Here is a 13191-nt window from a genome sequence, read left to right as displayed (position 1 = left end):
TTCATCTTGTTCAGGTTTCACGCCGCGCCGGGATCAGCTCTCATCCGAGAGAATGTCTTCGATCTCTTCCCGCTCCTCGTCGGAGACAGGCTCGTCGACGATGGCAAAGAGCGAGGGCACCGCCGGACAGGGCGCCAGCGCATTGCCGACCACATCCGAGAGCCGCGCCTGGTGCAGGTAGACGTAGACGTGTGCCGAGAGCGATTGCCACAGCCGGTTCGACAGCGATTGTGCCCGGCTGCCCGAGGCCCCGCCCGAGGCGCCGGCGCCCTTGTGCATCGCATCGACGGTCTCGTCGACCGCCGCCAGCACGTCGACCACGCGGATCTGGTCGGGCGTGCGCGCCAGGCGGTAGCCGCCGCCGGGCCCGCGCACCGAGGCGACGAGCCCCGCGCGCCGCAGCTTCACGAAGAGCTGCTCGAGATACGGCAGGGAAATGTCCTGGCGCCTGGAGATATCCCCCAGCGTCACCAGGTCGCCTTCGGGCTGAAGGGCGATGTCGACCAGCGCGACCATCGCGTAACGCCCCTTGGTGCTCAGCTTCACGCATGCCTCCCGGGCACCTTCGCGCCCAACCGATTGACCTTGACCGGGCAATTGCATATCTGCAATCAAGCCCTCTCCCGTGCCCACACGGGATTTAGAAACGTTCTAAAGTGCCGCAGAAATTTCGTCAACAATTTCGCGCACACCGATCAGGAGCACTTCCGCCCGATGCCCGAGGTCATTTTTCCCGGACCCGAAGGCCGCCTCGAAGGCCGCTATCATCCGCAAAAAGACAACGACGCCCCCATCGCCATCGTCCTGCACCCGCATCCGCAGTTCGGCGGGACGATGAACAACAAGGTCGTCTATAACCTTCACTACGCCTTCTACAACATGGGATTCACCGTGCTGCGGTTCAATTTCCGCGGCGTGGGGCGGAGCCAGGGCGAATACGACCAGGGCATCGGCGAGCTTTCGGATGCCGCCTCGGCACTCGACTACCTGCAGTCGATGAACAACAATTCCAAGCATTGCTGGGTCGCAGGCTTCTCCTTCGGCGCCTGGATCGGCATGCAGCTGCTGATGCGCCGCCCCGAGATCACCGGCTTTGTCTCGGTCTCGCCGCCGGCCAACATGTATGATTTCTCGTTCCTCGCGCCCTGCCCCTCCTCTGGGCTGATCATCAACGGCTCCAATGACCGCGTGGCCCCGCCCGCGGACACCACGACGCTGGTGAACAAGCTCAAGGAACAGAAGGGCATCACCATCACCCACGAGCAGGTCGAGGGTGCCGGGCACTTCTTCGAAGAGCCGCACATGGAAACGATGATCGACAGCGTCACCGGCTACGTGAAGCGGCGCCTGACCGAGACCACCCGCTGAAACAGCCTTAAGGCCGGCCCCGCGCCGGCCTTTGCATGTCCGCCGCCCGTTGCGGCCGACCGACCCAACGCCAAGACCACAGGACCGAGAGGAGCGCCCATGAACCTCACCCAGGAGCTGGCAGACAAGCTGGCCGAGGACACGTTCAAGGTGATGAAGCTCACCGGCGACGAGCGCTTCTTCATGGAAGTCGCGAAGGTCATCGGCGCTTCCTCCACAACGCTCGAAGAGGCTTATCTCACCTCGATCCGCGTCCGCCTCGCCGAGCGCCGGGCGCGGGCCTTCCTCGTCGAGCGGCTGAACGCCGCCAAGACCGGCGGAACCGGGGAGCCACAGGCATGAGCACCGAACGTCTCGACGCGCAAATGGCCTTCCTCATCGAGGCAGGGCGACTCTCGGCGGTGACCCGCGCCACCAAGACCTCGGACGGCGCACGCTTCGAAAACTCCGCCGAGCACAGCTGGCACCTGGCGCTCTTCGCGCTGGTGCTGGGCGAGCACGCCCCCGAGGGTGTGACCATCGAGCGCGTCATCAAGATGCTGCTGCTGCACGATCTCGTCGAGATCGACGCTGGCGACAACCCGTTCTTCGGCGAGGTCGACGAGACCGCCAAGGAGGCCGAGGAAGCCGCCGCCGCCGACCGGCTCTTCGGCCTGCTGCCCGCCGACCAGGGCGCCGCGCTGCGCGCGCTCTGGGACGAGTTCGAGGCCAACGAGACCCCCGACGCGCGCTTTGCCAAATCGGTGGACCGCTTCCAGCCGCCGAACATGAACCTCGTCACGCAGGGCGGCTCCTGGGTCGACTACAAGGTCACCTGGCCGGTCTTCGAGAAGAAGATGGCACCCAAGATCAAGAGCGGCGCACCAAAGCTCTGGGACTGGCTGGCACCGAAGGTCGAGGCCTTTCTCGCGCGCCTCTCGCACTGACTGCACGGCCGGGGGCGCTGCCCCCTCTTCGCCTGCGGCGAATTCACCCCCGGGATATTTCCGCCTAGAAGAACCGCGGACCGCTCCCATTCTTCTAGGTCCAAATATCCCGGGGGAGTCCGCGCAGCGGACGGGGGCAGAGCCCCCTCGACGCCCCCCCCGACAAACGCCGCCCCATGAAAAAGGGCGCCTCTCGCGGTGACGCATTCCCCGCGGTGGGACACTCTGCTTAGAGACTGACTCTGAAACGAATGGCCGCGATGAGAACCATCGCGGCCATTTCTTGTGGTGAGAGATGCACTTTTTGCAAGATGATGGGCTGTCGCTGGATAAGGTCAGGGCCGCGGTCATCTCCTCGTCGGGCAACAAGTCGGCTCAAATCCCCAAAAACTCGGAAATCGGCACGACTTGTGTCTCTCGGGTGTCGTCTTCGGGTAGGTTTATTGTTTGGGAGGCAGGAGCCTGCCACGACCGGTCCAGCTTGGCGCCCACCTTCGTGCCGGCATAAAGCCAAGGCCGATAGAGCAAGCGGTAGAGATCAGGCACATCTTCGCCTCCACCCTTCCGGAGCTTTCTGGTATCCATGCCGTGGCGCATTGCCGGCGTGCGCTTTTGTGGTGAGCGCCTGGCGCGGGGCGGAAGCTGGACATACTCGCCTGTCCCTGGGATGCGGAGGGCGCGTGGCATCAGCTTTCCTGCCTTCACGAAGTCGTCGATCTCTTCGTATGGTGGCGTATAAACCCTTGGCTCGAAGAAGTTGTAGTTGATCCGGAAGATGTTGATGATCGAGATCAGCATCGCAGGATTGAAGATTGCGCCCTGGACGTAGGAACCGCCGATCCGAGCGCCTCCGCTGCCTGCCCTGTCCGCCAGGCTAAGGCGCTCGCGGAGCGAGTTCATGAATGTGCTCGCCGGTTGCAGAGTCGCTTTGTAGACCCACGGCGCGAGCTCCCCACGAACATCGGCATCGAGCGGACCTGCGAATGGGATGTTCTTCAGCTCCCGACGCAAGTGACGCGGGAGGATGGGGAACCCGACGACCTTGTCGAGCTCTCCGCTCGCTTGTGTCGGCGCGGACACCCAGAGCTTCGGAAATACTGGGATCCGGTAGTTCGACCCGGGATACGGGCCGGTTCCACGCAGCGCAGGTGCCATATGGTCCGCGATATAAGCTTCTGTGACGGTGCGGGCATCAGTCTCCATGGAGAAGCGACCGGCATACATGCCTTCGTTGTGGAACTGACGACGGTCCTTCTTGTATGCTTTTACCTTCCCGAGCTTCTCGGGCTTCGTTGTCTTCTTCTTGAACTTCATCGCCAGCCAAACGAAGCGGTCCGCCCGGATCTCCTCTTCGAATACATGCGGAATCACATTCGGGAGTGTGGCTTCCAGCTCGGTCGTCAGGACAATCCGCCCCTTCGGTAGCATCTCACGCAGAAGGACGAAGTGCGCGGCCTTCGTATAGAAGTCGTCGGTGGTCATGCCCTTGAAAGAGCCGCGTTCGGCCTCGGTGTCCGCAGGGAATCCGAAACAGTCTTCGGCGATAACGCGGATGTCCTACTTCATTCCGTTCACGCGGACGGTGAGATCGTCCCTGGCGTTGGCATCGGCTTTCGACCTTTTCGGCATCCGGCGTCGGGCCCGCACACGGAAGGCCTCCAGTTCATTGACGCAGGCAGCGAAGAACTGTGGCTCATGTAGGCGCCCGGTCGGCCTCTGCCAGGAAAACTTTGGCGCAGTTTCGAACTTGCTGCCGGGATAGCTCTCCGAGAGGTTCTTCGGACCTCCCTGGCCGTCGGTGTAGGTCTGGTTGAAGAGGTCGAGGGGTTTGACGCGTGGGTCGAAATCGACATCCATTCGATATACATACCCGCTTTTCGCGTCGGCCGTGATGGCGCAGTTGAGCTGCGTGATACGCTGATCGGTGGCCGTCTCCCAGTTCACGGAGAGGACCATATCGTCGTGACTCAGGCAGTGCTCTACCTGCTGACCGCTACGTTCAATTTTTTTCCCGCCAACGGCGGAGCATCTCGCGCTCGTAGGCCAGAAACACTTCCTCCAACCAGGCGATGCGATCATAGATCCGCGAAAAGCCGATCGCCTTGCCGGTCGCAGCGGTGCCCAGCATGCGCTGTATGTCGGTGATCCCGGCACTGTTCAGCACCGCCCCGAGAATGCGCAGGTTGTCCGACGTCGTCTTTTGCCCCGCGTGCGGCAGCGAGATTGAGAACCGAGCACCCTTCTTGCCTTTGCAGGGTTTGTGCAAGACCCGGACGGCCTTCGGTGTGGCCTTCTTCTTCATGGCCTTGCCCTTGCTGTCGCGGATCCGCTGATGTGCCCCATTCAGCGAGAAATCCTCCGGCGCAGCAAGGAAGCGGGTGCCACAGGCACCACATGCGGGACCATCCAGGATGCCGTTGTGATTGCGGAGGCGGGCAACTTCCTCATCGAGATGCGCCGGCGATTTGATGGAGAAGGCGCTGTTGCAGACCTTTCCCTCGGAGGTATGTCCCTGACAACGCACTGTTCGCTGATCGGCCCATACATGAGGGGCGCGCTGATACTGGAAGGCGCAACTTACCCTTCGGTGTTTCTTGTCCGCACCGGAGAGCTTGTAGGCGCCCGGACCGTGCTTCGCCACGATATCAAGCTGCTCCAGCGTAAGGTCGGGGCGGGTCTCGTTCCAGGTTTTCCTGCGCGCTGCCGAGTCCGTCAGGGGCTGCCCGAAGTTGGAGCAATCCGGATTGGCGCAGGTGTTGAGATGATACTTGCCCGCGCCCGGATAGAGCTGGGACAGCTTGAAGTTGAAAGTCGCCAAACTTGCCATTCGGAACCTCGTCTTTCGCGGTTCCGCCTCGAGTCGTTTTCCCGACCAAAGAGCAGATTTTCCGCGGGGTTAGGAGTCTCACGATGCGGAATTCTCCGCTTGTTCTCCGGGGAGAACGGTCAAGCTTGCGGTACAAGAATATTGGCTCTATGTTCTGAAACAGAAGAAAAAAAGAGCCGAAAAGGCTCGAATAGCTTCTGGAGGGGATCTGCCAGATCTCTGCGAGACTTTTTTTCTCGCACTTCTTTGGCCAGGCAGACCTCAGTCGGCGTTAAAATCTTCAAGTAAAACAATAGCCTGCCGCGTTTCCGCGACAGGCTTGGTTGTGATTGTGTCCCACCGGGCGGAATGCGTCACTCTCGCGGGCGCCCTTTCGAGTTCTGGAGCCTGCGGCGATCTCAGAAGTGGATCGCGCGGCCGTAGGCGTCGAGCACGCTTTCGTGCATCATCTCCGACAGCGTCGGGTGGGGGAAGACGGTGTTCATCAGGTCCTCCTCGGTGGTCTCGAGCTGGCGACCGACCACGTAGCCCTGGATCAGCTCGGTGACTTCCGCGCCGACCATGTGGGCCCCGAGGAGCTCGCCGGTCTTCTCGTCGAAGATCGTCTTGACCATGCCTTCGGGCTCGCCGAGCGCGATCGCCTTGCCGTTGCCGATGAAGGGGAAGCGGCCGACCTTGATCTTGTAGCCGGCTTCCTTGGCCTTGGCCTCGGTCAGGCCAACCGAGGCAACCTGCGGGTGGCAGTAGGTGCAGCCGGCGATCGACGAGGGCTCGACTGCGTGCGGGTGGCCGCCGGCGATCAGCTCGGCCACCATGACGCCTTCATGCGACGCCTTGTGTGCCAGCCAGGGCGCGCCGGCGATGTCGCCGATGGCATAGACACCCTCGATGCCGGTGCGGCAGTGCTTGTCCACCACCACATGGGTGCGCTCGACCTTCACGCCGAGCGCCTCGAGGCCCAGCCCCTCGGTGTTGCCGACGATGCCGACCGCCGAGATCACCGTGTCGAACTCTTCCTTGGTGGTCTTGCCGTTCTGCTCGATATGCGCGGTGACCTTGCCCTTGGCGCGGTCGAGGTGCTTGACCATGGTCTTCTCGCGGATGGTCATGCCCTGCTTCTCGAACTGCTTCTTGGCGAATTTCGAGATCTCCTCATCCTCCACCGGCAGGATGCGATCCATCACCTCGACCACCGTCGTGTCGGCGCCGAGCGTGTTGTAGAAGCTGGCGAACTCGATGCCGATGGCACCCGAGCCGATGACCAGCAGCTTCTTCGGCATGCGGCTCGGCACCAGCGCGTGCTTGTAGGTCCAGACGCAATCGCCGTCGGCCTCGAGCCCGGGCAGCTCGCGGGCACGGGCGCCGGTGGCGATGACGATATTCTTCGCGGTCAGCTCCTCGGTGCCCTTGTCGGTCTTGACGGTGACCTTGCCCTTGGCGGGGATCGTCGCCTCGCCCATGAAGGCGGTGACCTTGTTCTTCTTCAGCAGGTGGGTGACGCCGGAGTTCAGCTGCTTGGCAACGCCGCGCGAACGCTTGACCACCGCATCGAGATCGTAGCCGATCTTCTCGGCGGTCAGCCCGTAGTCCTTGGCGCGCTGCATGAAGTGGTAGATCTCCGAGCTGCGCAGCAGCGCCTTGGTCGGAATGCAGCCCCAGTTGAGGCAGATGCCGCCCATGTGCTCGCGTTCCACCACGGCCACCTTCAGGCCGAGCTGCGCGCCGCGGATGGCGGCGACATAGCCCCCGGGTCCTGCACCGATGACGATCATGTCGAAGCTTTGCGAAGCCATGGCTCTCTCCCGCCGAGTCAAATTAGTTTGATATTAAACCATCCCCTACGGAGCTTCAACGCCACCCCGCAAAAGATCGCCTTCCGCCCGGTCATCTAGGGCATGACCGGACCCAGGGCAGGGTGGCGGGCCGGAAGCAAATGCGCAAGCCGCCGTGGACACCCCCGACGGCATCCATGCGAAGGGCCCGCGCGATACGATCGCGCGGGCCCTTCATGATCTTGTTGTAATGTGCTTAGGCCGCTTCGACCGCCTGCAGCCGGCGCAGCACTTCGCCGTAGCCGCCGCCCTGCAGGTAGCCGCTTTCCGGCGTGGTGGTCGCGCGCGCAAGCGCCTCGTTGCGGGTCGGGAAACGCCCGTACTCGCGGATCACCTCGCGGTGTGCCCGCGCGTGCAGCAGGTTGGAGGCGCCGGTCTCGGGCAGCCGCTCCTTCATCAGGCGGATGCAGCGCTCCTGGTCGCAGAGATTCTCGGAGTGCATCAGCGGCAGGTAGAAGAACTGCCGCGCGGGCTCGTCGATCTTCATGTCCCAACCGCGCCAGATCGCCTGCTTCGCCGCAGCCAGGGCGACCGCATCCGCGGAAAACGCCTTGGCGCTGCCGCGGAACATGTTGCGAGAGAACTGGTCGAGCAGGAGGATATAGGCCAGCGCGCCGCTGGGATAGGTGAGCCAGAGGCCGAACCGTCCTTCCATCGCGCCGTCCCAGGTTTCCTCGAACCGGGAGCGGATCTCGGCGTCTAGCGCCTCGTCCGCCTTGTACCATTGCTCGGGCCCGGTCTCGTCGAGCCAGAATGCCAGAATGTCTTCGGGGGCTTTCATCGTTCCATCCTTACGTGCCACGCCGTTGTCACTGAAAGGTTACATGCGCCCATGCCGCAAGGCGAAGTCACAATTTCTGTCAATTGCGACATTCCCTGCTTCCTTCGCGCAACGCTCAAGAAATGGGCAATCAGCGGGAGATCGGCGCGCCACCGGCTTCGAGACGCGCGGCCTCTTCGGCTTCCGCCTCGGCCGCCTCCTGCGCCTCGATGGCCACTTCCTGCGCCACCTCCACCGCGACGGGCGAGGACACCGGTCCGACGGCCGTGACACTGGCGGCATCGTCCGAGATCGGCGCCGGGCGCTGGGTCATGCGCCAGCCGGCATAGGCGGTGAGCCCAAGCATAAGCGCCGAGATCAGCACGAAGAAGCCGCCCGGCCCCATGGTCTCCATCGCGTAGCCGGAGATCAGCGGGCCGGCGATGGCGCCAAGCCCGTTGATGAACAGCAACCCGGCCGAGCCCGCCGCCATGCGATCGGTGCCGAGATAGTCGTTGGTGTGGGCGATCAGGATCGAATAAAGCGGGTTGGACGCGCCGCCGATCAGGAAGGCCGCGGCGAGAAGCACGGTGAAGTGCCCCGACAGCGAGACCGCCGCCGCCGCGGCAAGACCGCCGACCAGCGCCACGATCACCACCAGCACGCGTCGGTCCATCCGGTCCGACAGCCAGCCCAGCGGATACTGGGTGACCAGCGCACCGACGTAGAAGGTCGCGACGAAGGTCGAGATCTGCGCCAGCGTCATCCCCGCTTCCGAGCCGTAGACTGCCGCCATGCCGAACTGGGAGGCGAAGACCCCGCCGAGCAGGAACATCCCCACCATGCCGAGCGGCGAGACCGTGTAGAGTTCGCGCAGGCTCATCGGGCGGGTGGTGTCGAAGGCCGGGGTCGGCGTGATCGACAGCAGAATGGGGGCGAAGGCGATGGAGACCAGCACCGAGGGGATCACGAAAAGCAGGAAGCCCGAGGGATCTGGAACCAGCAGCAGCATCTGCGCACCGATGATGCCGACCATCTGCACGATCATGTAGGCCGAGAGCGCCTGGCCGCGGTTCTCGTTCGACGAGGCGTTGTTCAGCCAGCTCTCGGCGGTCACGTAGACGCCGCAGTAGCAAAAGCCGATGACCATGCGCTCGATGGTCCAGACGATGGGATGCGGGAAGGCCGGATAAAGGATCAGCACCGCCGAGATGAACGAGCCGAGCGCGGCGAAGACCCGCACGTGGCCGACCCGTCGGATCATCCCCGGGGTGACCCGCGACGCCAGCAGGAAGCCGGCGAAGTAGCCCGCCATCACCATGGACATGGAAAAGGCCGAGAAGCCGGCGCCACTGCCGCGCACGCCAAGCAGCGAGCCCTGCAAGCCGTTGCCGACCATCAGCAGCATGACCCCGAGCAGCAGCGCCCAGGAGTGTTTCAGAACCTCAGTCATAGGTCAGACCCTTTGTCCCAATCTGATCGCAAGGCGCGGCGTCGATTCTGCCTTCGTCCCTGCCCTGCCTGTCACGCGCCCCATGCGCAAGAGGCTTCGCGAATTGCCGCGATTTTGGGCATGTACCCTCCAGTGGCCGGAAGCACAGATGGACGCGTGCGCCGCGAAGAGAGCGAGAAAACGCACTTTCTTCCAACCGTGAGCAGATTTTCTTTAATCTATATTTTGCAATAATTTAACCCAAACTATTTCCAAAAACGCGCATCCAATATGCATAATTTGGATAAGCACAAAAAGATTGCCACAATATTGGCAAGATTCCGGCGAAAATCAAATTGGGGCGGGACGAGTTTCCCCGCCGGAGGAGGAACCAGTATAGGGGGCGCTCGCCATGACGACGCGCACGATAGGTATTGCCAGAACCGGCACGATTTCTCGACTTCCCTCGAAAAAACTCTTTGCGAAGGACTTCGTCGGCGACGAGGAAGGGTCGCTCACAGTCGAGGTCGCAATCTGGGCGCCCGCCATGATTTTCATGCTCGCGCTGATCCTGGACTTTGCATTCATGATGGTCCTGAACGCGAGCATGTGGAATGCCGCACGCGAAACCGCACGCGCCGTATCGCTGCACCGGGTGCTGCCCGACCAGGCCGACGATTACCTCAGGGACCGGCTGCTGTTCCGCAATGCGCCCTATCGCATCGCGGTCGAGACCAGCCGCGATGAGGTCGACGCGCGGGTTACCCTTGCCGGCCCCGAGGCCTCGCTGACCCCGGTCATGGGACGCTACCTGGTCGGGGACCTTAACGTCTCGGTCGCCATGCTGCGGGAGCCGAACTGATGGCCGCCCGGCACGCGCGGGCGCGCGCCGCCAGGCTGCTCGGGGAAGAGGATGGCGGCGGCACCGTCTACGCCCTCTTCCTGCTGGTTGTCGGGGTGCTTGCCGGCGGCGCCGCGGTGGACTCCGCGAATGCCTGGCGGGTGCGCGAGATCCTGCAGTCCACTGCGGAAGCGGCGGCGCTGAGTGCCGCGATCCGCGCCTCTGAACCGATCGCGCTCGACACGCCGCGCAGGGTTGCGGAACGGATCGCCGGAGACGGATTGCGCACCGCGAGGCTCGAGAATGCGTGGCACGACGGCAGCTTCGAAATCGGCCGGCGCGATCCCGAGAGCGGCGCCTTCATTCCCAACCAGACGCCGACCGACGCAGTGCGCGTCACGCTCAACCGCGATTTCGCGCACGGCAATCCCGAGCCGCTGCATTTCGTCGGCCTTTTCGGTTATGACCCTTGGAATATCCAGGGCCGGGCCGTCGCGCAGATCCGCACCCGCGGCGCGCTCGACTGCCCTGCCCCATTGCTGTCGCTGCAGGCGCGGGCCGATATCTCGGAGCTCGATCTCTTTGTCGGTATCTGCCTCATGGCCAATGCCGGCGTCGATTACGGCGATGTCCCGCTTTGGCGGACCGATGAAACCGACAAGCTGATCGGCAAGCTGATTGCCGAGGGGCTCAACCTGCCCCGTCTCGATCTCTTCGGCCTCGAGACGCTCAGCCGACACGACCTCGAGGACGTCGCGCGCACCGCCACGCAGAACATCCACATCCGCGATCTCGATGACATCCGGGTGATCAGCGACGGCAGTGTCTACATCGACTGCGATGCCGGCGAGGTGCTTCGGCTGGGCGACGGCTTCGTGGTGCAGAACGCGGCGATCTTCTCGGAGTGCCCGATCCGTTTCGAAGGCGAGGTCTCGCTGCGCGCCAGCCTCGTCGTGTCGAACCTGTTTTCGCTGGTGCGCGATCTCGACGAGCTGAGCGTGAGACCTGACAGTGTCCTCACCGGCTCGCCCGCCTGCGCGCCCGGCGACGGGGTCAAGGTGCTGCTCTTTGCCGATCTCGATGCGGTGGCGGGCATTCCCGCACTGGTCTCGACCGACTCGCCGCTGGGTCAGTACCTCGACCAGACGGTGGCGGACACCGGCGGGCTGCTGCACGACACGCTCGATTTCCTCGGGAGCGTGGTGAACCCGCTGGTGCAAGACATCTCCGAGATCACCACGGATCTGCAGCTCCTGCCGATATGCCTCAACGCGACCACCCTGCTGAACGGCGACACGGTGACACTGCGCTGAGGTCCTCCTTCACGGGATCAGAAGCGAGGCGTCGCCGTAGGAGAAGAACCTGTACCGTTCGGCCAGCGCATGGGCATAGACCCTGTCCATCCGCGCCTTGCCCATGAAGGCCGCGACCAGCATCATCAGCGTCGACTTCGGCAGGTGGAAGTTGGTCATCAGCGCGTCGGCGACGTGGAACTCGAAGCCGGGGTAGATGAAGATGTCGGTCACCCCGGTCCAGGGCGCGATCGCGCCGCTCTCGCGCGCCGCGGTCTCGATTAGCCGCAGCGCCGTGGTGCCGACGGGGATGACCCGACCGCCCGCGGCCTTGGTGGCGGCGATCTCGGCGGCGGCGGAGTCTGTCACCTCACCCCATTCGCCGTGCATCTTGTGGGTTGTCACGTCATCGACCTTCACCGGCAGGAAGGTGCCCGCGCCGACGTGCAACGTGACATGGGTGAATTCGATGCCCCTGTCCTTCAGCGCCGCCAGCAGCGGCGCATCGAAGTGCAGCGAGGCGGTGGGGGCGGCGACGGCGCCCGAAGTCCGCGCCCAGACGGTCTGGTAGTCTTCCTTGTCCTGCTCGTCGGCAGCGCGCTTGGCGGCGATGTAGGGCGGCAGCGGCATCGCCCCGGCCTCGGCCAGAGCGGCGTCGAAATCCTCCCCGGTCAGGTTGAAGCGGAAAAGGCCCTGCCCCTCCTCGCGCGCCTCCAGCGTCGCAGAGAGCCGTTCGGACAGAACCACCGTCTCGCCCTCGCGCAGCTTCTTCAGAGGCTTCACCAGCGCCGCCCAGAGCCCGCCCGCACGCGGCTCGAGCAGGGTGATCTCGATCCGCGCCTCGGTCTCGCCCTGCGCGCTCGATCGGTGCCGCAGCCCCGAGAGCCGGGCGGGGATCACCTTGGTGTCGTTCAGCACGAGCCGGTCGCCGGGGCGCAGCCAGTCGGTGAGGTCGCGCACGATGGCGTCGGTGATCGTCTCGCCCTCGGCCACCAGCAGCCGCGCCGAGGAGCGCGGATGCGCCGGGCGCGTGGCGATGAGGTCCTCGGGCAGAGGGAAGTCGAAATCGGAAAGCTGCATGGGTCTTGAGGTCTCTGGCGCTACTGACTCACCTGCGGGGGTGGGCGGCGGAAAATGTCACGGAACATGCCCGGAGTGAAGACCGAAAGCGGGTTCACGCTGACCGCCGGATCGGCCACCGGGCCGCGCAGGTTGAAATTGAAGCCGATCAGCCCTTCTCCCTTGCGCGAAAACAGCTGGCCGATGCCGTTGATCACGTAGATCGGCGAGAGCACCCCCTGCATGTCCATCATCCCGGTGGCGAGGTTGGCATAGCCGTCCATCGAGATGCCCATCGAGGGGCCGGTGGCGCTGGAGCGGGTGAGGATGATCTGCTGCGGCGTCATGCGGAAGCGCGCCTCGACCTCGGAAAAGAAGATCCCCGGCCCGTTGAGCTGGTCGATGATACCGACAACGCTGATCCCGTCGAGCAACTGCACCACGGCGGGGTTCTTCTGCATCCGGGTGCCTTCGATCTTCAGCGCGCCGTCGTATTCGCCGCTCTTGCCCTGCACCGGCACAAGGGTCAGATCGAAGGTGCCGTCCTCGATGTTCTGCATGACGCCCGCGCCCTTCAGCACGTCGCCGGCGTCGCGGGCGCGGATGCGGATCGCCGTGCCGCCGTTCTGAGGGACAACGTCGCCCTGGATCGGCGCGCGCCCGCCGACCGCGCCGGTGAACGTGCCATTGATGCCACGGGCCGTACTGAACTTGCCCTGGAAATTGCCGATCGCGATCTTGTCGGTGACCTGCAGGCGGTTCACCGCGACCTCGACCGGACCGCCACCCCCGCCACTGCCTCCGGCCGCGCCGAGCGGCGCGCCGCGCATGTCGAGCTGCGTTGCCGGTGATCC

At 64.0% G+C, this 13191-nt stretch carries 13 protein-coding genes and 1 pseudogene; 5 read left to right on the top strand and 9 right to left on the bottom strand.

The window, feature by feature from the left end; translation table 11 throughout:
- Positions 1–33: 33 nt before the first annotated feature.
- Positions 34–546 carry an Rrf2 family transcriptional regulator gene (locus CLG85_RS06140; protein WP_224849028.1) on the bottom strand — a complete coding sequence of 171 codons (513 nt, stop codon included), beginning with the start codon at positions 544–546 and terminating at the stop codon, positions 34–36.
- Positions 547–714: 168 nt separating this feature from the next.
- On the opposite strand from CLG85_RS06140, the gene CLG85_RS06135 reads away from it, so the two are divergent.
- The 3 genes from CLG85_RS06135 (at position 715) to CLG85_RS06125 (ending at position 2294) form a co-directional block, all read left to right on the top strand.
- Positions 715–1368, top strand: a complete 654-nt coding sequence (locus CLG85_RS06135; protein ID WP_260348577.1) for an alpha/beta hydrolase — start codon at positions 715–717, stop codon at positions 1366–1368.
- 99 nt (positions 1369–1467) lie between these two features.
- A complete protein-coding gene (locus tag CLG85_RS06130) occupies positions 1468–1710 on the top strand; it encodes a hypothetical protein (protein WP_095882730.1) in 243 nt (80 codons plus the stop codon).
- Positions 1707–2294, top strand: coding sequence for an HD domain-containing protein (locus tag CLG85_RS06125; RefSeq protein ID WP_095882729.1), 588 nt, complete (start codon positions 1707–1709; stop codon positions 2292–2294). The genes CLG85_RS06130 and CLG85_RS06125 overlap by 4 nt, the downstream gene beginning before the upstream one ends.
- Positions 2295–2669: 375 nt before the next feature.
- Here CLG85_RS06125 and CLG85_RS06120 read toward each other — a convergent pair whose 3' ends face one another.
- The 6 genes from CLG85_RS06120 to CLG85_RS06095 form a co-directional block, all read right to left on the bottom strand.
- Entirely contained in the window at positions 2670–3776 is a 1107-nt protein-coding gene (locus CLG85_RS06120) for a hypothetical protein (protein ID WP_095882728.1), read from the bottom strand.
- Positions 3777–3851: 75 nt separating this feature from the next.
- Positions 3852–4238, bottom strand: coding sequence for a hypothetical protein (locus CLG85_RS06115; protein WP_260348576.1), 387 nt, complete (start codon positions 4236–4238; stop codon positions 3852–3854).
- A 55-nt stretch (positions 4239–4293) separates the two neighbouring features.
- A complete protein-coding gene (locus CLG85_RS06110; RefSeq protein ID WP_260348575.1) occupies positions 4294–5121 on the bottom strand; it encodes a hypothetical protein in 828 nt (275 codons plus the stop codon).
- A 398-nt stretch (positions 5122–5519) separates the two neighbouring features.
- Positions 5520–6914 carry a dihydrolipoyl dehydrogenase gene (lpdA, locus tag CLG85_RS06105; protein WP_095882726.1) on the bottom strand — a complete coding sequence of 465 codons (1395 nt, stop codon included), beginning with the start codon at positions 6912–6914 and terminating at the stop codon, positions 5520–5522.
- 235 nt (positions 6915–7149) lie between these two features.
- Positions 7150–7734, bottom strand: coding sequence for a DUF924 family protein (locus CLG85_RS06100; protein ID WP_095882725.1), 585 nt, complete (start codon positions 7732–7734; stop codon positions 7150–7152).
- 130 nt (positions 7735–7864) lie between these two features.
- On the bottom strand, positions 7865–9166 hold the full coding sequence (locus CLG85_RS06095; protein ID WP_095882724.1) for an MFS transporter: 1302 nt from the start codon (positions 9164–9166) through the stop codon (positions 7865–7867).
- Between the two features lie 391 nt (positions 9167–9557).
- Here CLG85_RS06095 and CLG85_RS06090 point away from each other — a divergent pair, with 391 nt between their 5' ends.
- Complete coding sequence (locus CLG85_RS06090) at positions 9558–10007, top strand: TadE/TadG family type IV pilus assembly protein (RefSeq protein WP_095882723.1); 450 nt, start codon at positions 9558–9560, stop codon at positions 10005–10007.
- A complete protein-coding gene (locus tag CLG85_RS06085) occupies positions 10007–11299 on the top strand; it encodes a pilus assembly protein TadG-related protein (RefSeq protein ID WP_095882722.1) in 1293 nt (430 codons plus the stop codon). Before CLG85_RS06090 ends, CLG85_RS06085 begins: the two co-directional genes overlap by 1 nt.
- A gap of 9 nt (positions 11300–11308) precedes the next feature.
- Here CLG85_RS06085 and queA read toward each other — a convergent pair whose 3' ends face one another.
- Positions 11309–12358: a tRNA preQ1(34) S-adenosylmethionine ribosyltransferase-isomerase QueA gene (gene queA, locus CLG85_RS06080; protein ID WP_095882721.1), complete on the bottom strand. Its 1050-nt coding sequence runs from the start codon at positions 12356–12358 to the stop codon at positions 11309–11311.
- Between the two features lie 20 nt (positions 12359–12378).
- Positions 12379–13191: pseudogene (locus CLG85_RS06075) on the bottom strand (AsmA-like C-terminal region-containing protein); the annotation flags it as partial.

This window comes from Alloyangia mangrovi (assembly GCF_002300555.2).
Classification (GTDB): Bacteria; Pseudomonadota; Alphaproteobacteria; order Rhodobacterales; family Rhodobacteraceae; genus Salipiger; species Salipiger mangrovi.
The sequence above is the reverse complement of the archived record's forward strand: the minus strand, read 5'-3'. Positions and strand labels throughout refer to the sequence as shown.